Source organism: Mesorhizobium sp. B2-4-6 (genome assembly GCF_006442775.1).
Lineage (GTDB): Bacteria > Pseudomonadota > Alphaproteobacteria > Rhizobiales > Rhizobiaceae > Mesorhizobium.
This window is the reverse complement of record NZ_VFVI01000009.1, coordinates 49,786-74,425: the sequence shown is the minus strand read 5'-3', so window position 1 is coordinate 74,425 and position 24,640 is coordinate 49,786. Positions and strand designations below refer to the sequence as shown.

Below are 24,640 nucleotides of genomic sequence, written 5' to 3'. Positions count from 1 at the left end.
AATGGGGCGGAGAGGAAGAACGTCATGGAATCCATTCGATCGACTGCCCTGGAGCCGACGCTACGGGAACTGGCGGGGCTTTCCCGCCTGCAGCGCAGCATTCGGTTGCTGCCGGTCTACGGTCTGCCGATTTTGACTGTCGCGCTGATAATCCTGTTCAGCGTTACACTGCCGACAACCTTTCCGACGATGCTCAATCTCCGTTCGGTGCTCGGGGACAAATCGATCATCTGCATCCTGGCCCTCGCCGCCATGGTACCGATGATGGCCGGCCGCGTTGATTTGACCGTCGGCTACGGCATCGTCATGTGGCACGTGCTTGCGATCAGCCTGCAAACGCAATACGGCCTCAACTGGTTTGCGGCCGTATTGGTCGTGCTTGCACTCGGCGCGGTGCTAGGGCTGGTAAACGGGCTGCTCGTCGAGATTGCCCGGATCGACTCTTTCATTGCGACCCTCGGCACGGGGACCGTCCTCTACGCACTGACATTGTGGCATACCGGCGGTCGTCAGGTCATCGGTGCACTCCCGAAAGAATTCACCGGCATATACGCGACAAACCTCTTCGGTTTGCCGATTGCGGCCATTTATGTGCTGGCGATCAGCGTCGTCCTCTGGATCGTCGCCGAATATCTGCCCATCGGTCGAATGCTCTATGCGATCGGCGCCAATCAGCGTGCCGCCTCACTGAACGGTATCCGCACACGACGCTTCGTCATCGGCGCCTTCGTCACGTCTGGCGTGCTCGGTGCCTTCGCGGGCATCGTCCTTGCCGCGAAGCTGCGGATCGGGCAGGCAAGCGTCGGCCTTGAATTTCTGCTGCCGGCGCTGGTTGGCGCGTTCCTTGGTTCGACGACCATCAAGCCTGGGCGCGTCAATGTCTGGGGGACAGTCGTCGGGGTGGCGATCCTCGCCGTCGGGATCTCCGGCATCCAGCAATTCGGCGGTGCCTTCTACGTCGAGCCGCTCTTTAACGGCATGACACTTCTCGTTGCCATCGGCATCGCCGGCTACTCGCAACGAAATCGGTCCATCGGCCGAACCAAGCCTCTTCAGAAGAGCGGCAGTTGAGGCCGCCGAGCTTACCAGCTTGCAACACGTCATATCAGGAGGAAACCGCATGACAACGATCCGTCGGAAGAACACCCGTCTCCTTGTCCTTGGACTTGCCGGCGTGCTGGCAACAGCCGCTGGCGCCTATGCTCAGGACAGCAATGTCAAAGCCGCTCAGGATTACATCGTCTCAGTCACGAAAAGTAATCCGCCTTGGAGCGGCCCAACCTCCGGCCCCAGCGCCCAGAAGGACAAGACCATCGTCTACGTCTCTGCCGACCAGCGCAATGGCGGCGCACTTGGCGTCGCCGAAGGCGTAGAAGAAGCAGGCAAGGCAATCGGGTGGTCGGTGCGTGTCATCGACGGTCAGGGAACGGTGTCAGGTCGATCCTCCGCATTGCAACAAGCGATCGCACTGAACCCGGACGGCATCGTGCTCGGGACTGTGGATGCCAAAGAGCAGGCCGAGCTGATCAGTCAAGCCGTGGGTGCCGGCATCAAGATCGTCGGCTGGCATTCGGCGACCAACCCTGGCCCTTCACAAGAATACAAGCTCTTCACCAACATCGCCACCGATCCGCTTGATGTCGCCAAGGCCGCCGCTTCCTTCGCGGTCGCGGACTCGGAGGGCAAAGCCGGAGTCGTGATCTTCACCGACTCCACCTACGCGATTGCCATCGCGAAGTCGGACGCGATGGCCGAGGTCGTCAAGGACTGCGGCGGATGCAAGGTTCTCAGCGTCGAAGACACGCCGCTTGCTGAAGCCGCTACACGTATCCCGCAGCTTACCACGTCGCTGTTGCAGCGCTTTGGCGATCAATGGACCTATGCACTCAGCATCAACGATTTGACCTTCGATTTCATGTCGGCCTCTTTGGCCTCGGCTGGTGTGGCGCAGGATGGCCACCCCAGAAGTATCTCTGCTGGCGACGGCAGCGAGGCCGCCTTTCAACGCATCCGCACCAGCTTCTATCAGTCAGGAACGGTGGCCGAACCGCTTCATCTGCACGGCTGGCAGGCTGTCGACGAGCTCAACCGCGCCTTTGCCGGACAAGCGGCATCCGGCTTCGTCGCCCCGGTCCACTTGGTGACTGCAGCCAACATCGGATCGGATGGCGGACCCAAGAACCTCTACGATCCCGACAATGGCTATCGCGATGCCTACAAGAGAATCTGGACCGGAAAGTGAGACCTCGCGGAGGCCGATTTTGGCCTCCGCATTTCCCAAAATATGGAGTTAGATCATGAGCAAAGCCTATTGGCCCGATGGAAGCCGCCTTGTCATTTCCATCTCGATGCAAATGGAAGCCGGTGGCGAAGCCCCATACGGACCGGGCGGACCCTTTTCCGGCTTCATCGATATGGACCCCAGCTATCCCGATTTTCCAACGAAGTCCTGGTACAAGTACGGATATCGTGAAGGCATCCAGCGCATGCTGGATCTTTGGGACCGCTTCGGGATCAAGGTGACGTCGCATATGGTCGGGTCGGCCGTCGACCGTGCGCCCGAAGTCGCGAAGGAAATCGTCGAGCGAGGTCACGAGGCCGCTGCACACGGCCGCGATTGGGTACAACAATACGACCTCGACTACGAAGCCGAGAAGAGATTCATCCAAGACAATATCGACAGCGTCAGGCGCGCGACGGGCAAGGTGCCGGTCGGCTACAACGGCGCTGCGATGCGGGGCACGATCAACACACTGAAGATCCTCCAGGAGCTGGGATTCAGATATTTCATCGACGATGTCAGCCGCGACGAACCGTTCCTCATCAAGGTGCGTGAAAAGGACATGGCGATCGTGCCCTATTCGCTGAACCTCAACGACATCATCCAGTTCGAGGCCTACAAATTCTCGACCGGAGAATACGAACAGCAGTTGAAGGACGAATTCGACCAGCTTTACGAAGAAGGCGCCATGCGCCGGCGCATGATGGCGATCTCCACCCACGACCGCATCCAGGGCCGCCCTTACCGCGTCCGGTCGCTAGCCAGGTTCCTGGAATATGCAAGCAAGCACGAAGGAGTGACCTTCTTGCGCAAGGATCAAATCGCCGAGATCATCTATTCCGATCCTCAACCGTTGCGCGACGTCAACGAGCACGATGCCTGGGCCGAATGGGAGCGCAAGCACGGTAAGCAGAAGATCGCGCCTATCGTGTGACATCGACGGGCCGGCAGAAAGCACCCGGCCGGGCCATCCTCGAACGCGCGGAATTCATCCATGAGCCATGATCTTGCAATCATCGGCGGAGGCATCGTCGGGCTAGCGACTGCGCGTGAGGTGACGCGTCGTTTTCCTGGCCTTTCGATTGTCATCCTCGAGCGCGAGGACGACGTTGCCCTGCATCAGACTGGCCGCAACAGCGGCGTCATCCATTCTGGTATCTATTACCAGCCTGGAAGCCTGAAGGCGCGCTTGTGCAAGGAAGGCGTCGAGGCAACGATTCGTTTCTGCAAGGATCATGACCTGCCTTACGAGCAATGCGGCAAGATGCTGGTTGCGACGCAAGCCAGCGAGCTTGACCGCATGGCCGCACTTCATGAGCGCGGCCTCGCCAGCGGCCTGCCTGTCGAGCGTCTCAGCTCCGCGGAACTGCGCGCGCGCGAACCGCATATACAAGGGGTCGGCGCCCTCTTCGTCTCGACGACGGGCATTGTCGACTACGGCCTCCTTGCGCGTACCATGGCCAAGGAGCTTAAGGAGCGCGGTGTCGAGATCCTGTTCGGCGCAACGGTCGACCGCATCAGCGAGGAACCTCCAGGTCTGACGATTGGCGCCGGGATGCAGTTGATCAAGGCGCGCAACATGATCGCCTGCGCCGGTATCATGGCCGACCGCATAGCGCGTCTCGGCGGCCTCGATCTCGACTTCCGGATCGTGCCCTTCCGCGGCGAATACTATCGACTGGGCGCCGACAGAAACGATATCGTCAGCCACTTGATCTATCCGATCCCCGATCCTGATCTGCCCTTCCTCGGCATCCATCTGACGAAAATGATAGGCGGCTATGTTACCGTCGGACCCAATGCGGTGCTCGCCTTTGCCCGCGACGGCTATCGCTTCGGCGATGTCAGCTTGCGCGACCTAGCCGAAACGCTGACCTATCGCGGCTTCCGCCGCCTCGTCGGCAAAAACCTGAGCTCCGGCCTGTCGGAAATGTGGAACTCATTGAACAAGCACGCCTATCTCGCCCTTTGTCAGCGATACTGTCCGGAACTGACCGTGCGCGATCTCCAGCCCCACCGACCCGGCATCCGTGCTCAGGCCGTACTCGCCGATGGCACGCTGGCTCATGATTTCCTGATCCGGGAGACGGCCCGCAGCATCCATGTCTGCAACGCGCCCTCGCCCGCAGCCACGTCCGCCATTCCGATTGCCCGTGAACTCATTGACCGCGCGGCGAAACACTTCCGCTGGCGCGATGCGGTGCGCGCCTGACCCTCGGACCAATCCAAGGACCGCCGATCCAAACTCAGCGGTCCCAATGCGCCGCCGTCAGACTGGCTTGATCATGTCGCGAGCATAGGCCAGGCCAATGCCGTAGCCGCCTCCAAACTCCTCTACGACCGCGCGCGCACCGTCATAGGTCTCGTGGCGTGTCCAGTCGCGCTGCAGTTCCAGCAGCACCTGGATCCAGCTGGTCGTCCGGATGCCGGACGACTGCATGCGCCGCAACGCAAAGTCGTGGCTCTCGGGCGTGAGCCCTCCGCAGGCGTCGCCCACGACGTAGACCTCATAGCCCTCTTCGGCGGCGGATAACGCGGTGAAGCTGACACACGCCTCGGTCAGCAGCCCCGAGATCAGGAGCCGCTTGCGGCCCGTCGCGACGATGGCGTTGCGGACCGCCTCGTCCTCCCAGGCATTCATGCTGCGTCGGTCGAACGGCACGACGTCCGGGATAGCGCGCTGCAGCACCGGCATCATCGGACCGCTGTAGACCTTGGTGGCCGAGGTCGAAGCAATGATCGGCAGTGCGAACACTTTCGCCGTCTTCGCCAGCGCCACCGCGTTGTTGAGGAGCTTCTGGCGATCGCCGGAGCCGACGCCAAAGGCCAGCCCAGCCTGCTGATCGACAAGGACGAGTGCACAGTTACCGCCGTCGAGAAGAGACTTTATCATGATCATGATTCCTTCGGGCTGCCGATCCGCATGGCTCCCGTGCGATCGCCGGTGGCCACAGAATGGTTTGACGTTCGTCGCCCCTGCGAGCGTGTTGGACGCGCTCGCAGGGGCGGTGCGGCTCAGGAGGAGACTTTGGCCGGGTTTGGCCCGATGCGCTCGCCGTGGGCGACGCGCTCGGGGCCCTTGTGAACCATTGTGACGGCGTAGTCGACGCCCATGCCATAGGCGCCACAGTGCTCCTTTATGACCGCTGTCACGGCTTCGTAGGTTTCCTTGCGCGCCCAGTCGCGCTGCCATTCAAGCAGCACCTGCAGCCAGGTCACCGGAACGGCGCCGGCCTGCACCACTCGGTCCATGGCGTATTTGTGAGCGTCCTGCGAGGTGCCGCCGGAAGCATCGGCGACCATGTAGATCTCGTAATCACCCTCGAGCATCGCACCAAGCGCGAAGGTCAGGTTGCAGACTTCGATCCAAAGACCCGCCACGACGACCTTCTTGCGCCCGTTCGCGGCCAGGGCGTCGCGAACGTTCTGATCGTCCCAGGAGTTCATTGAACTTCGCTCAAGGATCTTGTGCTCGGGATACACCGCCATGAGTTCAGGGAACACATAACCCGAGAAGCTCTCGGTTTCGACCGTGGTGATCGTCGTCGGGATATTGAACACCTTCGCGGCTTTCGCCAGGCCGACTACGTTGTTCTTCAGCGTCTGCCGGTCGATCGACTGTACGCTGAATGCCATCTGAGGCTGCTGGTCGATGATGATGAGCTGGCTGTTTTGAGGCGTCAGGACTTCCAAGTATTTCGACATGGCCCTCTCCGAATGAAAATATTCTGATCAGAAATGCTGGATGCTGTATCTGGCATCAATCCGGGCGACTGCATTGTCGGAGGAGATGCGGTTCTCGGCTTGCATATCCGCATCGCGGATTGTCGATTTGTGCAAAGTTTGTTTGCACCGAATGAGAAAATCAGACGGTCACCCAGCCAGAGCGAAGGAGGTGCCATCAGCCTTCCCGGCGACCTCTGCAATAAACACAAATTGTGGTCGCCGGCGGCGTCTCGACGGGCCGTCCGGGAGTCGGCAAATCTGGATATCCGCCAACGTGCCAAACCGCAGCCCTGATCATCACCCATACAGAACGGGCGCGGCCAACCTCCGGCTACGATCTGTCGCCACCGTAGATGCCCGCTCGTCAAACGAAGCGTGGAATGGGTCCCCGTTGCGGCGTCTGATTGGGAAGTCTCACCACTTCCTCATCGATGTAGCACCATCCCCAACCCTCGGGCGGGTCATATCCTTCGATGATCGGATGCCCGCTTTGCTCGAAATGCGCGCTGGCATGCCGGAGAGGGGAATCGTCGCAGCAGCCGACATGGCCGCAGGTTCGGCACAAGCGGAGATGCACCCAGGGGCTGCCCAGCTTGAGACATTCTTCGCAGCCGCGTGCGCTCGGCACGACATCCCGGATTGCGCTGACGTGCTCGCAGGCTCTCATTGGACCTCCTTCGGCAATCTGCTGAGATAGCCATGGATCTGGGCGATGGCGGCGGCTCCGTCGCCGACCGCGGCCGCGACCCGTTTGGTGGAGCCCGCGCGGACATCCCCGATTGCAAAGACCCCCGGCATGCTGGTTTCGAGGGGCAGGGCCGGTGCACCGGTAGAGATGAAACCCCTGTCGTCCGTGGCGACCGTGCCGCGCAGCCAGTCTGTATGAGGCGTCGCGCCGATGAACAGGAAAAGGTGACTGATATCGTATCGCGCGGCGGCGCCGGTGGCGCGGTCACGAACGACCGCCCCGACAAGCACGTCGCCATCGGCCTCTAGTTCGGCCACCTCCGCGCCGACATGGATCTCCACGTTGGAAAGCGCCGAGACGCGGTCGATCAGGTAGCGCGACATCGTCTCCGACAGGGCGCGCCGGACGAATACGTGAAGCCGGTTCACGTGCGACGCGAGGTAGACGATTGCCTGGCCGGCCGAATTGCCGCCGCCGACAAGGGCGACATCCCTTCCGGCACACAAACGCGCTTCCACCGGCGATGCCCAATAGGAAACCCCTGCCCCTTCGAACCGGGAAAGATCGGGGATGGCGGGCCGTTGATATGTCGCGCCCGAAGCGATCACGACGGTGCGCGCCGCAATGATGGTGTCGCCCGAAAGGCTGATGGCAATCCGGTCGCCGACCCGTTCGAGCCGTTCCACGGCGACCGGGATGGCCACTTCCGCCCCGAATTTGAGGGCCTGGTTGAAGGCGCGGCCGGCGAGCGCCTGTCCCGATATGCCCGTGGGAAAGCCAAGATAATTCTCGATCCGCGCCGACGCGCCGGCCTGGCCGCCCATCGCCCGCTCGTCGAGGACGATGGTCGAGAGGCCTTCCGAGGCGCCATAGACCGCCGCGGCCAGCCCGGCCGGACCCGCGCCGACGATGGCGACGTCGTAGATCTTCCGCGGATCTATCTTGGGGATGATGCCGAGACAGGCGGCCAGCTCGCGCTCGGTGGGCCGCTTCAGCAACTTGCCGCTGGGGCAGACCACAAGCGGCAGGTCGGCGGGAGGAAACGTCATGCGCTCGACGAAGTCGTGGCCCACGCCGTCGACTTTGGAGTCCATGACAAGATTGGGGTAGCCGCTCCGGGTCAGAAAGCCCTGAAGGCGCAGGAGATGGGCGTCGTCCGGTGCGCCGATCAAGATCGTGCCGGAGCCGCCCTGCTCAATCAGCCTGACGCGGCGCAGAATGAGCGCGCGCATGACGATTTCACCCACTTCCGCCGACCCGATCATCAGCGCGCGCAGATGCGGCGCATCGAACGGAAGCAAGGTCGCGCCATCGGGGCCTGCCCGCGCCGAAGCGATCGTAGCGCGACCGTCGATCTGGCTGACTTCGCCGGTGAATTGTCCTGCATCGTGAGTAATGATTGGTGTTTCCTGGTCAAGGCCGTCGCGTCGAAAGACATCGATCGAGCCATCGAGTACGAGCCAGACCGGCACATCCCGCTCCCCCGTGCCGAAAACCGTAGCGCCTGCGGCAAAGTCTTTGGCCGGGCCGCTCGCGAAACGACGCGTGGCCTCGACCTGGATTCGGGTAAGGACAGGGAACATCTGGTGCCCCCGCGCGTCGGGAACGTTTGCCTGCTGATTGGTCACCCGAATAGTCTCCTCATGGTCGGCGGGCGGCGGCGCGGGTATTATCGGCTCGCCCTCGGAGAAAGCCAGGAATAGCAGAACCTGCCGGCCCGGCCGGGCTTCACTCCTGTCATACCTCTGCCCCTTGTCTGGGAGTTCCGGGCCGATGCGGCGAATCCAGATGGATGAAATGCCGCACGACCGGGGCGCCCGGTCCGGCATGGAAACGCGCGACTTCGCTCTGCAGATCGGCATCGGCTTTCGATACACGGCGATGCTGGCGCAGATGCTCCGCCCACGACGACACCACAAACCACTCGACCAGCTTTTCCGGGTCGGCCGAATCCTCGGTGATGCCCCAGCCATAGGCCCCATCGCGCCGCCGCTCGGCGGAGAGCGCGCGAATCACTTTTAAGAACGCTTCCCGCTCGGTCTTCGGAACGCGATACTCGATCAGGACCATAACCGGCCCGCGGTCGTTTTCGACCGGAGCAGCGACGAGCGGTTCGGGCCAGTGGTTGGAGGGAGCAAGATCGGCCTCGCCTTTTGGCAGTTTGACGCGGTACATGATCAGGCCGGCAACGAACAGCACGGCCGCCCCGATCAGCAGGGTGCCCTGGATGCCAGCGGCTTCCGCGACTGCACCCCAGCCGAGACTGCCGACGGTCATCGCGCCATTGAAGACTGTCAGGTAGACCGCCAATGCGCGCCCGCGCACCCAGTTGGGCAGGATCGCCTGGGCGACACCGTTGAGTGTTGTGAGGGCGACGATCCAGGCCATGCCGAGCAGGAGCAGTATTACGACCGCATGCCATTGCGGTGGGCTGAAGGAGAGCGCCGCCATCACAGCCGCTGTCACGACTGCCGACAGCAGGAGCAGCGTGTCGGCGTCCAAGCTGCCTCGCAAGCGCGGCAGTACGATCGCGCCGATGATGGCGCCAGCTCCGACCGCACCCAACAGCACGCCGTAAAAGCTGGCGCCGCCGCCGAGCAGGTTGCGCGCGACGAGCGGCAGCAGCGCCCAGACCGCGCTTGCGCAGGCGAAAAAGATCGCGGCGCGCAACAGCACCAGGTGCAACTCGCGACTGGCCCTCGCGTAGCGAAGTCCGGCACGGAAGGCACCGCCAAAGCGCTCGCTCAACGCATCGTCGTTATCAGGCGCTCGTCGCCACCAGATCAGCGTGCCAACGACGACGATATAGCTCGCCACGTCGGCGCCATAAGTGATGCCGGCTCCGAATGCCGCCAGGATCAGGCCACCTAAAGCGGGTCCGATCGCACGCGCAATATTGATGCCGAGCGAGTTCAGCGCGACCGCGCTCTTGAGATCCGCCTTGGCCACAAGCTCGGGTACGATCGCCTGCCAGGTAGGGGCCATCAGCGCGGCGCCGACGCCACCGAGAAAGGTCAATGCCACTAGCGAACTCACGCTGAGAAGTCCACTCAGCGACAACGACATCAGCGACAAGCTCACCACCCCGAGCATAAGCTGGACGGCGATCAGGAACCTCCGGCGATCGAGGATGTCGGAGAGTACGCCAGCGGGGATCGCAAGGAGAAAGACCGGCAGCGTTGCCGCCGCTTGCACCATGGCGACCGCGGCCGGGGCGCCGGAGAGATCGGTGACGAGCCACGCGCTGGCGACATCGCGCATGAAGCTGCCCACATTGCCGATGATCGTCGCCGCCCACAGGACGGCGAAGACCTTCTGTCGCAGTGGCGCGAAGCTGGAAGCGGGGGGCTGTGGAGCCTCTGCGCTCAACTGTCCGCTCCTCTTGGCCGTGCAAGGTCATCGAGCGCGACCAGGAGGAAGCCGCCGATCAGGCCGAGATGTTCGAAGAAGGCGTTTGTCGCCATCATCCGGTCCTGTCCGGGCGGCAGCTCCCAGAAACGCAGGGCGATGAACGTGGCGACCAGCGTGAAGCCGGCAAGGCAAAGCGCGGCGAGCCAGCGCCAGCGGCCGGTCAGGATCATCGCGCTTGTCACGAGCTCGAAGACGATCACCAGAACGGCGAACAGGGGTGCCGGCGACAGCCCGAAATGGTTCATCTCGGCGATAGCGCTGCCGAAATCGAGGATCTTGGTCACCGGCCCCTGGATGTATGCGGCGCACAGCAGGAGCATGGCAAACCAACGCAGCGCTGGAGCCTTGCTCGCGGGCGAGGTCGTGGAAGCGGATATCGACATCATGGTCTCTCGTTTCGTGACAGGGTGAAGCAGCCGGCGCCGCCTCCGGCAAGGCAGCAAGCCGGGCCCGGCCGCGGTTGGAGATGGACGGACCGCACGGTCTCGGCGTCGAGGCGGACATTCCCGCCGCAAGCCGCTGGAAGGCTCGTATCGCGCATCACACCGCCCAGCAGGCGCAACCGAGCGCACCCCAGAAGCTCTTGAGATCGGATACCGGCAACTTACTCGACCAAGCCCCGGCATGGTCGTGGCCATGGACGCCGCAATTGTTGGCGCAGCCGCAGTTGGTCATCGCCGTACGCCGCAACGAGTTCTTGCCGGCACCCTCGGGCTCGCCCCAGGCCGCATAGCCCTTGAAGGTCCGAACCGGCGACCAGTCGGGCATCGCCGGAGGGGGTGCGCTCTCGTCGGCGCTGGCGAAGTCTCCCGCGCCGTAGACAATCTTGCCGCCAACCATCGTCAGGTCGGCCGCGATGTGCGAGATCTCGTCTTCCGGACACGAGAAGAAGTCGCGGTCCGGCACGATCAGATCGGCGAACTGGCCGACCGCGATCCGGCCCTTCTTGCCTTCCTCGTTGGAGAACCAGGTGACGTTCTCGGTCCACATCCTCAGCGCCGTCTGGCGATCGAGGCAGTTGCGCTGCGGCGTGATGCGCAGGCCGCCGACCGTGCGGCCGGTGACGAGCCAGGAAAGCGAAACCCAGGGATTGTAGGAGGCGACGCGGGTGGCGTCGGTGCCGGCCGAGGTCTTCACTCCTTTTTCCAGCATGCGTGCCACCGGCGGGGTGGCCTCGGCCGCGCCCGGGCCGTAGCGCTCGACGAAATACTCGCCCTGATAGGCCATGCGGTGCTGTACGGCGATGCCGCCGCCAAGTGCCGCGATGCGGTCTATCGAGCGCTCCGAGATCGTCTCGGCATGATCGAAGAACCAGTGCAGCCCCTTGAGGGGGACGTCCTGGTTCACCTTCTCAAAGACGTCGAGCGCGCGTGAGATCGTCTCGTCATAGGTGGCGTGCAGGCGCCAGGGCCAGCGGTTCTCGGCCAGGATACGTACGACGGCCTCGAGGTCGCCTTCCATCTCGGGCGGCATGTCGGGACGCGGCTCACGGAAATCCTCGAAATCGGCGGCCGAAAAAACCAGCATCTCACCGGCGCCGTTGTGGCGGAAATAATCCGTTCCCTGCTTGTATTTGGAGGTTTTGGTCCAGTTGAGGAAGTCTTCCTTCTCCTGCTTCGGCTTCTGTGTGAACAGGTTGTAGGCAAGGCGGATGGTCAATTGCCCGTCATCGGCAAGTTTCTGGATGACGGCGTAATCATCCGGATAGTTCTGGAAGCCGCCGCCGGCATCGATCGCCCCCGTCACGCCGAGCCGGTTGAGCTCGCGCATGAAATGGCGCGTCGAATTGAGCTGGTAATCGAAGGGCAGCTTCGGCCCCTTGGCGAGCGTCGCATAGAGGATGCCGGCATTGGGCTTGGCCAGCAGCAGCCCGGTCGGATTGCCGTTGGCGTCGCGCGTGATCTCGCCGCCTGGCGGGTTGGGCGTGTCCTTGCCGTAGCCGACGGCACGCAACGCCGCAGCGTTCAGCAGGGCGCGGTCGTAGAGGTGCAGAATGAAGACCGGGGTGTCGGGCGCGACGGCATTGAGTTCCTCGATCGTCGGCAGGCGCTTTTCGGCGAACTGATGTTCGGTGAAGCCGCCGACGACGCGCACCCATTGCGGCGGCGGCGTCACCGCGACCTGGCGCTTGAGCATGTTCATGGCGTCCGCCAGCGAACGCACGCCGTCCCAGCGCAGCTCCATGTTGAAGTTCAATCCGCCGCGGATGATATGCAGATGGTTGTCGATCAGCCCCGGCAGCGCGCGGCGTCCCTTGAGGTCGATGATCTTCGTCTGCTGGCCGGCATGCGCCATAACGTCGGACTCGTTGCCAACCGCGAGGAACACGCCATCCTTGATCGCGACGGCGCTTGCCGACGGCTTGGTCCGGTCGAGCGTGGTTATTTGGCCGCTGTGCAGGATAAGGTCTGCTGTCACCGACTTGTCTCCGGGTTGTTGGGATTGGCCTTGGGCGAAAGCGGACAGGGCGAGACCGGGGAGAGCAAGCCCGCCCAGCACGGCGCGACGCGTCGGCACTATGCGCTCTCCTTTTCTTCCGTCTGGTCCCGGGCCGGCTTGCCGCGCGGCAGGTGACCGAAGACATGTGGCCGGACCTGATCTTCCCAGGATTGCAGCGCCGGCTCCTTGGCCCACAGACTCCTCACCAGCGGCGGCAACTGCTCACCGATCAAAATGCCGAGGAGACCCACGAGCGCCACGACCGGGGGCGCTGGCGAGCGAACGTTGATGATGCTGTAAATGACGCCGACAAGCAGGCCTGCGCCGAGGGAAAACAAATAGACTTTCATCCGCGTACCCAGTGCCTGAAGAGGAAGCCGACCACCTATCCCGATGGAAGGGCGCCATGTCACGACAGGGTGCGAAACGTGGGTGCCTGCGTCTTGTCGAATTGGACGGTTCTTTGTCTGATTTCGCGAGGGCGTTGCGGACAAGCCTCAGGAGACCACGATCGCAGCGTCTGTTTTCGCCCGCACCTCGTCCCCGGTCACGCCGTCGGCGAGCTCCAGCAGACGGAAGCCGCTCTGCTCGGCTGCTGGCTCGAACACACCGAGATCGGTGATCACGAGATCGACCACTGCGGCGCCCGTCAGTGGGAGCGCGCATTGCCGCACGAGCTTCGGTTGAGGCCGCCCTTCCTTGTCCCTGGCGGTGTGCTCCATCACCACCACAACGCGCTTGACGCCGGCCACCAGGTCCATCGCGCCGCCCATGCCTTTGACCATCTTGCCGGGGATCATCCAGTTGGCGAGGTCGCCATTGGCCGCCACCTGCATGGCGCCGAGGATGGACAGGTCGATATGGCCGCGGCGGATCATGGCAAAGCTGTCGGCCGAAGAGAAGAAGCTGGTTGTCGGCAGCAATGTGACGGTCTGCTTGCCGGCGTTGATCAGGTCGGCGTCCTCGTCGCCTTCAAGCGGATAGGGGCCCATGCCGAGCATGCCGTTTTCGGATTGCAGTTGGACGCTCATTCCGGTCGGAATGTGATTGGCCACCAGCGTCGGAATGCCGATGCCGAGATTGACATAAAAGCCGTCCTGCAATTCCCTGGCGGCGCGCGCCGCCATCTGGTCGCGGGTCCAGGGCATGGAAAACCTCCTTCAAGCGGCCACACGCGGCCGGATCGTGCGTTGTTCGATGCGTTTCACCGGGTTGGCGACATGGACGATGCGGTCGATGAAGATGCCCGGCGTATGGATGCCGTCCGGATCGATCTCACCGGCGTCGACGAGATGTTCCACCTCGGCCACCACGAACGCCGCCGCCGTGGCCATCATCGGATTGAAGTTGCGTGCGGTGAACCGGTAGACGAGATTGCCTTCGGTGTCGCCGCGGAAGGCGTGTACGAGCGCGAGATCGGCGGAGAGCGCCCTCTCCATCACATAGGTGTTGCCATCAAACACCCGCGCTTCCTTGCCCTCGGCGACCAGAGTGCCAACGCCGGTGCGAGTGAAGAAGGCCGGAATGCCGGCACCACCGGCGCGGATGCGCTCGGCCAGCGTGCCCTGTGGCGTGAATTCGAGCTCGAGTTCGCCGGCGAGATATTGCTCGGCGAAGGTCTTGTTTTCACCGACATAGGACGACACCATCTTTCGCACTTGACGCGTCTCCAAGAGGACTCCCAGCCCGACGCCGTCGATGCCGGCGTTGTTGGAGATGATCGTCAAGTCACGCACGCCCGCTTCCCGGATCGCCAAGATCAGCGCTTCCGGTATGCCGCTGAGCCCGAAACCTCCCGACATGATCGTCATGCCATCACGCATGTGGCCCGCGAGCGCTTCCGCCGCGCTGGAAAATACCTTGTTCATGGATCGACTCCATCATGCTGACTGGCCGCGCTCGCGGCTGCGTCGGCAAGGGCGCGGAGCCCATCACGATAGCGCCGTCCGTTGGCGACGTAGCGTTGCGCCGGCGCCTTCAGCCGATCGGCCTCTTCCGCCGACAGCACCTTGGCCAGGCGAGCCGGAGCGCCGAGGATCAGCGAGCGAGGCGGGAATTGCTTGCCTTCCGTCACCAGCGCGCCGGCACCAACCAGCGAGCCTTCGCCGATGACCGCGCCGTTCATCACGATGGCACCCATGCCGATCAATGAACCGGCGCCGATCGCGCAGCCATGCAGGATCGTGCGGTGTCCGACCGTGCAATCCGGCCCGATCGTCAGTGGAAAACCGGGGTCGGTGTGGAGGATGGCGCCGTCCTGGATGTTGCTGCGAGCGCCGACCGCGATGACTTCATTGTCGCCGCGCAACACCGCGCCGAACCATATGCTGGTCCCTTCGGCGAGTCTGACCTTGCCGACGACATGCGCACCGGGTGCGATCCAGCAGTCGCCATCCGGGGGCTGGACAGGCCGGTGGCCGTCAAGTGTGTAACGGGACATGAGACGCCTCTCGCCTGGAGCAATGCGCAAAGCCAAAAAGACGGACCGGGATTCCCGGGGCCGCGCGACCCCGGGCAAGCGGAGATCAACGCGGCGCGGTGGCAAGCGGTCCACCATCGGTCGCGCCGACGACAGCCTCACGGCCAGCTTCGACGTCAAGCGTGTAGGGATCGGCGAGCGGCCGGCCCGACAGCGCGGCGTCGAGCCGCGCGTAGTCGAGTTCGCCTTCCCAGCGTGCCATGACAACCGTCGCGACCCCGTTGCCGACCATGTTCACCAGCGCCCGAGCTTCACTCATGAAACGGTCGATGCCGAGGATGAGCGCCATGCCGGCAACAGGAATGGCGGGAACCACCGAAAGAGTTCCGACCAGGGCGATGAAGGAGGCGCCGGTGACGCCGGACGCACCCTTTGACGTGAGCATGGCGACGGCGAAGATGGCGAATTGCTGATGCAGCGACAGGTCGGTGTTGGTGGCCTGCGCCACGAACAGTGCCGCCAACGTCATGTAGATCGAGGTGCCGTCCGTGTTGAAGACATAGCCGGTCGGCACGACCAGGCCGACGACAGGCTTGGAGACGCCCGCGCGCTCCAGCTTTTCCATCAGGCTGGGCAAGGCCGAGTCCGACGACGACGTGCCGAGCACGAGCAGGATCTCTTCCTTGATGTAGAGCAGGAACTTGAAGATGCTGAAGCCTGCCCACCAACCGATGAGGCCGAGCACGCCGAACACGAATATGATGCTGGTGAGATAAAACGTGCCGATCAGGAATACGAGCGGGCCAAGCGCGGAAACGCCGTATTTGCCGACGGTAAAGGCCATTGCCCCAAAGGCGCCGATCGGCGCCAGCCGCATGATGACGTTGATGGCGCCGAACACCAGGTGCGAGCCGGCATCGATCACGTCCCTGACCGGCTTGGCGCGGTCGCCGAGATGTGACAGCACATAGCCGAACAGGACCGATATCAGAACGACCGGGAGGATATCGCCTTTGGCGAAAGCATCGACAATCGTGGTCGGAATGATGTTTATCAGGAAGTCGCTGACCGACTGTTCGGCGGCCTTGCCGGCATAGGCCGCGACCGCGCCTGCATCGAGCGTCGCCGGGTCGGCGTTGAAGCCGGCGCCGGGCTTGACCAGATTGCCGACGATCAAACCGATGATCAGAGCAACCGTGGACACGACCTCGAAATAGATGAGCGCCTTGCCGCCAACCCTGCCGACCTTCTTCAGATCGTTCATCCCGGTGATGCCGGACACGACGGTGCAGAAGATGACCAGTGCGATCACCATCTTGATGAGCTTGATGAAGGCGTCGCCCAGCGGCTTCATGTCGATACCGGCTTGCGGCCAGAAGTGGCCGAGCACGATTGCCGCGGCGATGCCGATCAGCACCTGCAGATAAAGGATCTGGTACCAGGGTTTACGCGGACGTTGGGAATGCACATGAGCCATTGGGTTCCTCCCTTTGGGACGAATGACATCGCGACGACGGGCAACACCCGTCGCGGGGGTTGATGGTTGGCATGCTAGGTCGCTGAGCCCGACGGGAGGGCGTCGCAGTCGCCGTCAGCGCGGCGGTCCGGTCGCCTGCAATGGCATCACCAGCAAGATGGTGGCGGGTTCCGGGGTATGGTTGTGCAGCCGGCGGGCCTCGTCCGGCCCGATGCGGCAGGAGTCCCAGCGCCGCAGGCGCACTTCCTCGCGCCCATTCGATACCGTCACTTCGCCGTCGAGTACGACGTAGATCTTCTCGACGTCCGAAGCGTCGAGCGTCGTGCCGCCACCTGACGCAAGGGTTGACGCGCCGAGCCAGACCGTGTCGGCTGGCCCGGCCTCGCGTCCTTGCAGCCGCGCCATATGCATGTCGCGATGGCCGGGTGCATCGTAAGCGGGAGCTTCGGCGAAACGGACGACATGCATGGCATCAGCCTCCCGGCACCAGGACGACGCGGTGCCGCGACGAGCCCATCACAGCCTGGTAGGCGGCGTAGGCGTCATCGAACCGGTAGACGGCATCGTCGACGATTGGAAACGGCCGCAGTGAGCCATCGGCGAAACCTGGGGTCAGCGCCTTGAGGATGGCGCCGGTCTCGACCGAGCCGAGCGCGATGGTGTCGATGCCGACATAGGTGTGGCGGCCCTTGTAGAAAGCGAGGATGTCGAAGCTGACAAAGCGGTCGATGACGGAAATGAAGATCGCCCGACCGCCGACCGCCATCGACTTCTGGCCGATCTCGTAAAACGGGTCGCCGACGGTGTTGAAGACGATGTCGGCCCCCTTGCCGCCGGTAAGTTCGCGGACCTTCGCCGACACATCCGTCGTGTTCGCGGCGATCACCTCCACCGGCCCATTGGCGTGGCCGGCATAGGGTTCTTCGCGCCGTACGACGCCGATCACACGCGCGCCGCGCCAACTGGCGATCTGTGCCGCTGCCTGCCCTACCTTTCCGTTGAGTCCGAGGATCATCACGGTCTCGCCTGCGGCAGGCAGGCCTGCACGCCGCAGCCCTTCCCAGGCGGTGACGAACGGCACGCCGATGCCGGCGGCCTGGCGGGCGTCGATGCCCTGCGGGACCTCGACGACGGCGTCCGCCTCGACGATCAGGTGGCTGGCGTGCGAACCGTCCTGGCGGATGCCGAGATCGCCCGATGAGCCGAACACCAGCTTGCCGACGAGGGCTTCCGGGCCGACCACCACCTTGCCGGCATAGTCGCGCCCTGGTGTTCGCGGAAACACCGCATAGGGCATCAGCCCCGTGGCGGCCTTGGCATCCGAAGGGTTCACGGCGGCGGCATGGATCTCGACCACGACCTCGTGGCCCGCGACGGCGCGCAGCGGGTGTTCCTCGACAGCGAGCCTTATCGCCGCATAGTCCGGCGCTTTCTCGTGCAGGCGCAGTCCTCTCGCCGAGACCGGGAGGTGGCGTGAATGTTCGGTGGTGAGTGACATGGTCGACTCCGTTCGGTATCAGGCGACGCGCTTGGTGTTGGCCGGCCGGGCGGGCAGGCCGAGAATGGCTCGCGCCTCGTGCGGATCGGCGATCTGGCCGCCAAGGTCTTCGACGATACGGCGTGCCTTCTCGATCATTGCGGCGTTCGACGGCGCCAGCACGCCGCGGCCGAGATAGATGGCGTCTTCCAGGCCGACCCGCACGTGACCGCCGGCAAGGTAGGACTGCGCCACCATGTGGAAGGCGGAGCGGCCGATGCCGATTGCGGTGAAGGCGGCATCCGGCGGCAGAAGGTTGCGGGCGTAGAGGACCGTCTCGGGCGACGGCTGGAAGCCGTAGCGCACGCCCATGACCAACGAAGTAAGCGGAGGCCCCTGCAGCGTGCCGTCGGCAAGAAGATCGGCCAGCAGCGCGATGTCGCCCGAATCGAACAGCTCGATCTCCGGCCTGACGCCGGCCTCGGCGATCACCTTGGCCATGCGGCGTACGTTGCCCGGCGTGTTGATCACCACCTCGCCGCCGGAATTCATGGTGTTCAGATCGAGCGTGCAGATGTCGGGCTTGAGCGCGGCGATGTGCTCGACGCGGCGCTCGGGCGCCAACAGCGTCGTGCCCGGGCCGGCGACCCTGGGATCTTCCTGCGACGGCACGAAGCGGCCGCCCGGACCGGTGGTCAGATTGATGATCAGCTCCGGGTTCGAACCGCGGATCAGATCCAGCACCTCGCGATAGAGCTCGAGTTCCATCGACGGGCGCCCGGTCCGCGGATCGCGCACGTGGATATGCACGACCGCCGCGCCGGCCTCGGCGGCGGCGAGCGCCGAGGCCGCGATTTGTTGCGGCGTGATCGGCAAATGCGGCGTCTGTTCCGGCTTGGTCAGATTGCCGGTGATCGCACAGGTGATGATGACTTTTGGCAGCGGCGAACGCATCACTGAGGCCTCCGTCCTAGAGCGCACGGCCGCCATCGACCTGAACGATGTGTCCGGTCGAATAGCCAAGCATGGTGGCGCATGCGGTGATGGCGGCGGCGATGTCCTCGGCCTCGCCGATCCGCTTGAGCGGCGTCGAGGCACTGACCCTGTCGTTGAAATCGTTGCCGCGGCCGGGCACGAACTCGGTGTCGACGACGCCAGGCGACACCGCCAGCACCCGCACCTCGGGCGCCAGCACCCGCGCCAGCGCCTTGGTCATCACATCGATGCCGGCCTTGGCGGCACAGTAAGCGATCGAGGAACCAACGCCTGTGAAGGCGGCAATAGACGAGATCGACACGACGAGCCCGTCGCCGGAGGCCTTCAACATCGGCGCGAAGGTGCGGATCGCCGCGAACTGACCACGCCAGTTGACCTGGAGCATGCGATCGATCAGATCGTCTGTAAGCGCGTCCAGGTCGGCATGCGGCACCGGCTTGGTGAAGCCGGCGGCGTTGACCAGGATGTCGAGTCTTCCGTAACGGTCGTGGAGCTGCGCACGCAGCGCGACCAGTGAAGGAGTATCGACGACGTTGGCGGCATAGGCGGCATGATCGCCGCCCAGTTCGGCGATCAGCGCCTGGGCAGCGGCCGCATCGCGCTCGTTATCGAGATGCGTGACAACCACCGTTGCCCCGGCGGCGGCCAGCATGCGGCTGGTGGCCGCGCCAATAGCGCCGGCGCCGCCGACGACGAGCGCCACCTTGCCGGCAAGGGAGCGGGGATAGGATGGTCGCGGACGCTCCGAGACCGACGAGGAGGCGGCGGCCCCCAACTGGACTGAATTCGACATGATTGCTCTCTCGCGTGTTCGAAGGGCGACTAGCGGATAGGAGGGGTCGGCAGCTTTGCTTCGCCGGCCTCCATCACGAAATCATAGGTCAATCGGAACCACGGGCCGTCGACCCCGGGGGCCGGAGCGGCACCGACACCTTGCTGGAAATCACCGATGAGGTGGCGCGTGACACCGAAGACCACGTCGCTCTCGAGATGCTGGTCGTCATCGACGAAGACCTGGGTGATCAGCGTCTTGTAGCCGGGCTTGTAGCAGAGGAAATGCAAATGCGCCGGCCGATAGGGATGGCGCAGCTGGGCACGCAGGAGATCGCCGACCGGGCCATCGGTCGGCACCGGATAACCAGCGGGCTTGACCGAGCGGAACCAGATGCGCCCCTCCGCGTCGGTCCGGAACTTCCCGCGCAGGTTCATGTCGGCCTGGCCAGGGTCCTGGTTCTCGTAGAGCCCGACCGGCGAAGCCTGCCATATGTCGACCTCGACGTCAGCCAGCGGGTTACCGTCTGGGTCGGCGATGCGGCAATTGGCAAATAGGGCCGGTCCGGGCGTTTCGGACCGCACGATCGAGCCGCCGTTCTCGGTCGCCGGGGAATGCATGCGCCAGAACGGACCAAGCAGGGCCGAGGCGGTCTCGGTGGCGCCGTTCTGACCGTTGTTCAGGAGACAGACCAATGTCGAGAAGCCGATGGCATCCGAGAACAGGACGCCTTCATTGTGCGCGTCGTGAGTGGACTGGCCTATGCGGTTGAGGAAATCGACGCCGAGTTCGAACTCCTCTTCGGTGAGCTTCACCTCGCGGGCAAAGGCGTGCATGTGCCGCACGAAGGCTGCGGCGACCTCGCGCAGCCGGGCGTTCGGCGCCCGCGACATAGCGTCAAGGACGATGTCCGTCACCGCGCCCTGATCCCCGATGATGTGGGAGCGACGTCCAATCGTGTCTTCCCTGGCTGCTGTTCCTGCGCTCATCGTCTCCTCCGACGCGTTAGCTCGAATTGTCTATGCAATCGATTGCATCTACCTATGCGATCGATTGCACGCTGTCAAGCTAGGGGCGAATCGCGTTTTATGTTGAAGCTGGTTTCTCCGTCGCTCACTACTATCGGATCGCGGAGATGGGCGGCGGTGCGCTGCCGCCTGGACGACATGTCGCGAACCGACAGCCGAACGTTACGGCCAGAGTACGAGAGCGGGCCAGCCTTCGACCGTAACGCCGGCCTGCTCCGAGTATTTGCCTTCTCGCACTCGCGGACGAAAACCGCAGGCGCCCTTCCTGGATTTGCTTTAGAAAGCGAACTTGCCGTTCGTGTTCTTCCAGTCACTCTGTAGTGGGATGGTTTCGATTGTATCCCAGTGCTCGACGATCCTGCCGTTCTCGACGCGGAAGAGATCGTAGAAGGACGAAGCTTTGCCGGCGAAGGAACCTTCGCTGACAGTGAGCACGAAATTGCCATCGCCGAGTACTTTGTGGACCATGTCGTACTTCATGGTGATGCCCTGCTTGGCCATGGCTTCCAGCGCGGCGCTCAGGCCCGACAGGCCGTTGCCGATGGCCGGGTTGTGCTGCGTATAATTCTCGCCCTCAATGTAGCCGCCAAGCTTGTCGAATTGCCCACCGACGAGGATGTCCTGTACAAAGGCGCGGACCAGCGCCTTGTTGTCGGCGGTCTTCTCCTGGTCTTTCGGCGCGGTCGGACCGTTGGTCATGGTGTTGCCGCTCGGGTTGGGCCCGGCCGTTTCCTGCAGATTGTCCCAGTGTTCGACGATCTTGCCGTTCTCGAAGCGGAAGATGTCGAAGCCGATCTTCGGTCCGAAGAAATCATAGTCGGTGTGGGTGAAGACATAATCGCCATCCCGGAAGACGCGGACGGTATTGACCTTGGCGGAGCCTTTGGGAAGCAAGGCCATCAGTTGACCGAAACCAGCCAGGCCGTCGGCCGCGGCAAGGTTGTGCTGGATGTACTTTTTGGGATTGATAACGGACACCGGGCCAGTGGCTCCGGTCTCGATCGACTTGAGCAGGTCGACGACCTGCTGTTCCTGTTCAGTCAATTTACCCTCCTAATGTGCGGTTGCGGAAGATGCGAGCACCGTGACCGATGCCAACGAGACGAATGAGGCTGCGAATGCGGCGGTGAGAGATCGAGTTATTGGGCGCATTTATGTATCCGATTTAGGTACAGTGAATATGTACCTAAATCAGATACATATTTGTGTCAAGCGCTGCGGGCGCTTTTCTGGTGATGCGGTTACAGCCGGACTGGACGGTTCAGGGACGCGACGGCGGCGCGATCAGGCGCTGCGGACCGCTATCCTGGCCGCAAGGTCGGCGATGGTGGTCGCCGAAAGCTGGCGCTCGAGCGCCAGTTGGGCTTTGTTCACCTCGTCCGACAGCACCTCGTTGATGCTGCGGCCCACCGGGCAGGCCGGATTCGGATGCTCATGCAGCGCTAACAGCGTTCCCCCTTCGTCCACGGCGCGATAGACGTCGAGCAGGGATATCTGATCACCGGGCCGGGCAAGCAGCGCACCGCCGCCGCTGCCCATCATCGACTTTGTGAGGCCGGCCCGCGCGAGCAACGACAACAAGCGGCGGATGAAGGTGGCATTGGTGTTGACGCTCGACGCGATCAATTCGGACGAAGCCGGCTGGCCCTGCTGATACAGCAGGAAGGCAACGATGTGCGTGGCGACGGCGAAACGGCTGTTCACGGTGAGGGACCCAATATGTGCTTAAATTAGGCACATATTGCCGCAGGTTCAAGCGGCCGGATACATCGCCGTCTCTGCAGATCCGTCACGACCGGCGGCCGCACCCATTTGTCATTGGGACTGTCTTTCAGCCCTTGCCGCCTTGGCTACCTTCTCCCCGGCCCACGCCGATCTCAGCAGACCGAGAATTTCGTCGCGTATCAGCGGCCGCGGATTCCAATAGGCGGCCGACATTGCACGATCGGCGGCGCCGGCGAGATCCGCTTCGCGCATTCCGAGGTCACGCAAGGCCCGTGGCGCTCCGACGCCGTCCGCGAAGTTTGCAAGTGCATGACCGACGTCGCTGTCCTCAAAGATTTCGCGCATCGGATCCAGGAGGATACCTGCGGCGGTCGCGTTGAAAGCGATCGTATAGCGCAGCATTACAGCGTGGGTCTCGGCATGAGGCAGACCGAAGGAGCCACCCAGCACATGGCATAGCTTGTGGTGCAAGGCCATGCCGACCTGCCCGAGCACAGTGCCGCACAACCATGCTCCATAAAGGGTCTCGCCACGCGCCGTGAGATTGCGAGGATTGCGGCAGACCTGCGGCAATGCCCTCCGGAACGCTCGAAGACCCTCTGTCGCGAGAAGCGTCGATATCGGATTGCGATCGCGCGCATAGAGCCCCTCGACCGCATGCGCCATCGCGTTGAGCGCGCTAGCTACGGCCGTCGAACCCGGCAGCGAACGGATAAGTTCGGCATCGTAGAGAATGACCTGGGGCTGCACCCGGGCATCCGTCAACGTCGTCTTGGCCCCGTCTTCGGTCTGACCGAGCACCGGAGTGGCTTCGCTGCCGGCATAGGTCGTCGGCAGCACGATTTGCGGCAGTCCGGTTCTCAGTGAAAGCGCCTTGGTAAGCCCAATGGTTGATCCGCCGCCGATCGCTACGAGGCAATCCCCGTCCATTTGTGCGACTTGCAGCATGGCCTCCTCGGTCACCGGCACGGGCGTGTGCATTTGCGCAAGCGGCAATATGCCTGCCGCGAGTTCGCCCATATCCGTCCGCAGAGCATGCGCCATCGCGACCTGGCCAGGAGTCGAAATTATGATCGCGCGATTGCAGCCGAGGCGCTCGACCTCAGCGCCGGTGTCACGGCGAACCCCTGGGGCAAACCGGACCCGGACCGCTGCTTGAGAGAATGCAAATTCAGGTAGAAACGATGACATCGGCCTGCGTTCTCCGGCTCAGAACGAGCGGATTTCCTGGATGTAAGCTTCGAAAAAATCGGAGAAGGTGGCGACCCGGAGCGGTAGCTTTTCGTAAGGCGGATAGTAGAGCGTGAGCCAGATCTGCGGAGTGGTCCAGTCCGCAAGAATTTCCACCAGCCTTCCGGCGGCGAGATCATCGTCGACTATGAACCGGGGCAAGAGCACGATCCCTTCGCCGTTGAGGGCAAGGCGGGCGAGCAGATCGCCACTGTTGGAGCTGAAGGCGCCCGTCGCCTTGTGGGTTCGGCGACCGGCGCCTTTCGAGAGTTCCCAATGCTCGTCGCGCGCATCCGACCGGTAGCTGAGGCAATCATGCTCCGCCAGATCGTCGGGCGACTGCGGGGTACCACGGGAGATCAGATAGTTTGGCGCCGCAACCAGCACCCGCGGCACCTCCCTTATCTTGCGCCAGATGGTCGACTTGTCGACGGGCGGCCCGGAAATCCGGATCGCGAGATCGTAGTCCTCTTCGACGATATCGACGAACCCGTCGGAAAGGGCCAGGGAGACGTGGGTCTGCGGATACAGAGTCACGAATTGCGAGAGTACGGGGGGTAACACTTTCAGCCCCAGTGAAAGCGGGGCGCTGATGCGGATGCCACCGGACGTTATCCCCTGAGCCTCGCGGGTTTCCTCCGCCGCACGGACGAGACCTTGGGAAAGAGGCGCCACGCGCGCCGCGTAGACGGCTCCGGCGGATGTCAGGGACACCTGCCGCGTTGTGCGCACCAGCAACTGCACGCCGAGTTGCTGTTCAAGCCCGGCGATGGTGCGTGTCACCGAGGCTGGTGTCATGCCGAGTTGGCGCGCCGCGCCGGCGAAACTGCCTTGTTCGGCGACCGCCATGAATACGCGCAGAGATTCAAGCTCACCCATTCGGAGATTATTACGATAAAAGCAACAATCAATGCAAGATTATGCCTATTCCGAGAGCGAAAGAGGGAGGCTATCTGTTGCTCGACGAAGAC

The 24,640-nt window shown here is 63.3% G+C and carries 25 protein-coding genes; 4 read left to right on the top strand and 21 right to left on the bottom strand.

The features are described from left to right. Positions 1–24 precede the first annotated feature (24 nt). From FJ957_RS21675 to lhgO, 4 genes are read left to right on the top strand one after another with little or no spacing between them, the layout of a single operon-like run. The gene (locus FJ957_RS21675; protein ID WP_140834885.1) at positions 25–1,071 is read left to right on the top strand and encodes an ABC transporter permease; all 1,047 of its coding nucleotides are present in this window, start codon (positions 25–27) and stop codon (positions 1,069–1,071) included. A 49-nt stretch (positions 1,072–1,120) separates the two neighbouring features. After that, positions 1,121–2,242, top strand: a complete 1,122-nt coding sequence (locus tag FJ957_RS21670; RefSeq protein WP_140834884.1) for a substrate-binding domain-containing protein — start codon at positions 1,121–1,123, stop codon at positions 2,240–2,242. A gap of 55 nt (positions 2,243–2,297) precedes the next feature. Further along, positions 2,298–3,215 carry a polysaccharide deacetylase family protein gene (locus tag FJ957_RS21665; RefSeq protein ID WP_140779513.1) on the top strand — a complete coding sequence of 306 codons (918 nt, stop codon included), beginning with the start codon at positions 2,298–2,300 and terminating at the stop codon, positions 3,213–3,215. Positions 3,216–3,275: 60 nt separating this feature from the next. Beyond that, the gene (gene lhgO, locus FJ957_RS21660) at positions 3,276–4,493 is read left to right on the top strand and encodes an L-2-hydroxyglutarate oxidase (RefSeq protein ID WP_140834883.1); all 1,218 of its coding nucleotides are present in this window, start codon (positions 3,276–3,278) and stop codon (positions 4,491–4,493) included. Between the two features lie 57 nt (positions 4,494–4,550). Here lhgO and FJ957_RS21655 read toward each other — a convergent pair whose 3' ends face one another. The 21 genes from FJ957_RS21655 to FJ957_RS21555 form a co-directional block, all read right to left on the bottom strand. Then, positions 4,551–5,174 carry a hydrolase gene (locus FJ957_RS21655; RefSeq protein ID WP_181180658.1) on the bottom strand — a complete coding sequence of 208 codons (624 nt, stop codon included), beginning with the start codon at positions 5,172–5,174 and terminating at the stop codon, positions 4,551–4,553. A gap of 122 nt (positions 5,175–5,296) precedes the next feature. Then, positions 5,297–5,986, bottom strand: a complete 690-nt coding sequence (locus tag FJ957_RS21650; protein WP_140834881.1) for a hydrolase — start codon at positions 5,984–5,986, stop codon at positions 5,297–5,299. Positions 5,987–6,371: 385 nt separating this feature from the next. After that, a complete protein-coding gene (locus FJ957_RS21645; protein ID WP_140834880.1) occupies positions 6,372–6,674 on the bottom strand; it encodes a UBP-type zinc finger domain-containing protein in 303 nt (100 codons plus the stop codon). After that, the gene (locus FJ957_RS21640; protein ID WP_140835028.1) at positions 6,671–8,278 is read right to left on the bottom strand and encodes an FAD-dependent oxidoreductase; all 1,608 of its coding nucleotides are present in this window, start codon (positions 8,276–8,278) and stop codon (positions 6,671–6,673) included. Before FJ957_RS21640 ends, FJ957_RS21645 begins: the two co-directional genes overlap by 4 nt. Before the next feature lie 154 nt (positions 8,279–8,432). Continuing rightward, on the bottom strand, positions 8,433–10,064 hold the full coding sequence (locus tag FJ957_RS21635) for an MFS transporter (RefSeq protein WP_140834879.1): 1,632 nt from the start codon (positions 10,062–10,064) through the stop codon (positions 8,433–8,435). Continuing rightward, positions 10,061–10,489, bottom strand: a complete 429-nt coding sequence (locus FJ957_RS21630; RefSeq protein ID WP_246685927.1) for a DoxX family protein — start codon at positions 10,487–10,489, stop codon at positions 10,061–10,063. The genes FJ957_RS21635 and FJ957_RS21630 overlap by 4 nt, the downstream gene beginning before the upstream one ends. A 157-nt stretch (positions 10,490–10,646) precedes the next feature. Then, complete coding sequence (locus FJ957_RS21625) at positions 10,647–12,572, bottom strand: amidohydrolase (RefSeq protein ID WP_246685926.1); 1,926 nt, start codon at positions 12,570–12,572, stop codon at positions 10,647–10,649. Positions 12,573–12,622: 50 nt separating this feature from the next. Next, a complete protein-coding gene (locus FJ957_RS21620; RefSeq protein WP_140834876.1) occupies positions 12,623–12,895 on the bottom strand; it encodes a XapX domain-containing protein in 273 nt (90 codons plus the stop codon). A 147-nt stretch (positions 12,896–13,042) separates the two neighbouring features. Beyond that, the gene (locus tag FJ957_RS21615; RefSeq protein WP_140834875.1) at positions 13,043–13,693 is read right to left on the bottom strand and encodes a 3-oxoacid CoA-transferase subunit B; all 651 of its coding nucleotides are present in this window, start codon (positions 13,691–13,693) and stop codon (positions 13,043–13,045) included. Between the two features lie 12 nt (positions 13,694–13,705). After that, the gene (locus FJ957_RS21610) at positions 13,706–14,413 is read right to left on the bottom strand and encodes a CoA transferase subunit A (protein ID WP_140834874.1); all 708 of its coding nucleotides are present in this window, start codon (positions 14,411–14,413) and stop codon (positions 13,706–13,708) included. After that, positions 14,410–14,985 carry a gamma carbonic anhydrase family protein gene (locus FJ957_RS21605; protein ID WP_140834873.1) on the bottom strand — a complete coding sequence of 192 codons (576 nt, stop codon included), beginning with the start codon at positions 14,983–14,985 and terminating at the stop codon, positions 14,410–14,412. The genes FJ957_RS21610 and FJ957_RS21605 overlap by 4 nt, the downstream gene beginning before the upstream one ends. An 85-nt stretch (positions 14,986–15,070) precedes the next feature. Continuing rightward, positions 15,071–16,441, bottom strand: coding sequence for a dicarboxylate/amino acid:cation symporter (locus FJ957_RS21600; RefSeq protein ID WP_140834872.1), 1,371 nt, complete (start codon positions 16,439–16,441; stop codon positions 15,071–15,073). Positions 16,442–16,555: 114 nt separating this feature from the next. Further along, positions 16,556–16,909 carry a cupin domain-containing protein gene (locus FJ957_RS21595; protein WP_140834871.1) on the bottom strand — a complete coding sequence of 118 codons (354 nt, stop codon included), beginning with the start codon at positions 16,907–16,909 and terminating at the stop codon, positions 16,556–16,558. Between the two features lie 4 nt (positions 16,910–16,913). After that, a complete protein-coding gene (locus tag FJ957_RS21590; protein WP_140834870.1) occupies positions 16,914–17,939 on the bottom strand; it encodes a zinc-binding alcohol dehydrogenase family protein in 1,026 nt (341 codons plus the stop codon). An 18-nt stretch (positions 17,940–17,957) separates the two neighbouring features. Next, entirely contained in the window at positions 17,958–18,872 is a 915-nt protein-coding gene (locus FJ957_RS21585; protein WP_140834869.1) for a 3-keto-5-aminohexanoate cleavage protein, read from the bottom strand. Between the two features lie 16 nt (positions 18,873–18,888). Next, positions 18,889–19,707 carry an SDR family oxidoreductase gene (locus tag FJ957_RS21580; RefSeq protein WP_140834868.1) on the bottom strand — a complete coding sequence of 273 codons (819 nt, stop codon included), beginning with the start codon at positions 19,705–19,707 and terminating at the stop codon, positions 18,889–18,891. A 29-nt stretch (positions 19,708–19,736) separates the two neighbouring features. Continuing rightward, positions 19,737–20,579, bottom strand: coding sequence for a dioxygenase (locus FJ957_RS21575; protein WP_140835027.1), 843 nt, complete (start codon positions 20,577–20,579; stop codon positions 19,737–19,739). A gap of 411 nt (positions 20,580–20,990) precedes the next feature. Further along, entirely contained in the window at positions 20,991–21,758 is a 768-nt protein-coding gene (locus FJ957_RS21570) for a nuclear transport factor 2 family protein (protein WP_140834867.1), read from the bottom strand. A 240-nt stretch (positions 21,759–21,998) separates the two neighbouring features. After that, on the bottom strand, positions 21,999–22,418 hold the full coding sequence (locus FJ957_RS21565; RefSeq protein ID WP_140834866.1) for an Rrf2 family transcriptional regulator: 420 nt from the start codon (positions 22,416–22,418) through the stop codon (positions 21,999–22,001). A 111-nt stretch (positions 22,419–22,529) separates the two neighbouring features. Continuing rightward, on the bottom strand, positions 22,530–23,630 hold the full coding sequence (locus tag FJ957_RS21560; protein WP_140834865.1) for a maleylacetate reductase: 1,101 nt from the start codon (positions 23,628–23,630) through the stop codon (positions 22,530–22,532). Positions 23,631–23,648: 18 nt separating this feature from the next. After that, entirely contained in the window at positions 23,649–24,548 is a 900-nt protein-coding gene (locus FJ957_RS21555; protein WP_140834864.1) for a LysR family transcriptional regulator, read from the bottom strand. Positions 24,549–24,640 lie beyond the last annotated feature (92 nt).

Bases quoted from the DNA above. Each gene is read 5' to 3' on its own strand.
- FJ957_RS21675 (WP_140834885.1), top strand. From the start codon at position 25: ATGGAATCCATTCGATCGACTGCCCTGGAGCCGACGCTACGGGAACTG.
- FJ957_RS21670 (WP_140834884.1), top strand. From the start codon at position 1,121: ATGACAACGATCCGTCGGAAGAACACCCGTCTCCTTGTCCTTGGACTT.
- FJ957_RS21665 (WP_140779513.1), top strand. From the start codon at position 2,298: ATGAGCAAAGCCTATTGGCCCGATGGAAGCCGCCTTGTCATTTCCATC.
- lhgO (WP_140834883.1), top strand. From the start codon at position 3,276: ATGAGCCATGATCTTGCAATCATCGGCGGAGGCATCGTCGGGCTAGCG.
- FJ957_RS21655 (WP_181180658.1), bottom strand. From the start codon at position 5,174: ATGATAAAGTCTCTTCTCGACGGCGGTAACTGTGCACTCGTCCTTGTC.
- FJ957_RS21650 (WP_140834881.1), bottom strand. From the start codon at position 5,986: ATGTCGAAATACTTGGAAGTCCTGACGCCTCAAAACAGCCAGCTCATC.
- FJ957_RS21645 (WP_140834880.1), bottom strand. From the start codon at position 6,674: ATGAGAGCCTGCGAGCACGTCAGCGCAATCCGGGATGTCGTGCCGAGC.
- FJ957_RS21640 (WP_140835028.1), bottom strand. From the start codon at position 8,278: ATGTTCCCTGTCCTTACCCGAATCCAGGTCGAGGCCACGCGTCGTTTC.
- FJ957_RS21630 (WP_246685927.1), bottom strand. From the start codon at position 10,489: ATGTCGATATCCGCTTCCACGACCTCGCCCGCGAGCAAGGCTCCAGCG.
- FJ957_RS21620 (WP_140834876.1), bottom strand. From the start codon at position 12,895: ATGAAAGTCTATTTGTTTTCCCTCGGCGCAGGCCTGCTTGTCGGCGTC.
- FJ957_RS21615 (WP_140834875.1), bottom strand. From the start codon at position 13,693: ATGCCCTGGACCCGCGACCAGATGGCGGCGCGCGCCGCCAGGGAATTG.
- FJ957_RS21610 (WP_140834874.1), bottom strand. From the start codon at position 14,413: ATGAACAAGGTATTTTCCAGCGCGGCGGAAGCGCTCGCGGGCCACATG.
- FJ957_RS21605 (WP_140834873.1), bottom strand. From the start codon at position 14,985: ATGTCCCGTTACACACTTGACGGCCACCGGCCTGTCCAGCCCCCGGAT.
- FJ957_RS21600 (WP_140834872.1), bottom strand. From the start codon at position 16,441: ATGGCTCATGTGCATTCCCAACGTCCGCGTAAACCCTGGTACCAGATC.
- FJ957_RS21595 (WP_140834871.1), bottom strand. From the start codon at position 16,909: ATGCATGTCGTCCGTTTCGCCGAAGCTCCCGCTTACGATGCACCCGGC.
- FJ957_RS21590 (WP_140834870.1), bottom strand. From the start codon at position 17,939: ATGTCACTCACCACCGAACATTCACGCCACCTCCCGGTCTCGGCGAGA.
- FJ957_RS21585 (WP_140834869.1), bottom strand. From the start codon at position 18,872: ATGCGTTCGCCGCTGCCAAAAGTCATCATCACCTGTGCGATCACCGGC.
- FJ957_RS21580 (WP_140834868.1), bottom strand. From the start codon at position 19,707: ATGTCGAATTCAGTCCAGTTGGGGGCCGCCGCCTCCTCGTCGGTCTCG.
- FJ957_RS21575 (WP_140835027.1), bottom strand. From the start codon at position 20,579: ATGTCGCGGGCGCCGAACGCCCGGCTGCGCGAGGTCGCCGCAGCCTTC.
- FJ957_RS21560 (WP_140834865.1), bottom strand. From the start codon at position 23,630: ATGTCATCGTTTCTACCTGAATTTGCATTCTCTCAAGCAGCGGTCCGG.
- FJ957_RS21555 (WP_140834864.1), bottom strand. From the start codon at position 24,548: ATGGGTGAGCTTGAATCTCTGCGCGTATTCATGGCGGTCGCCGAACAA.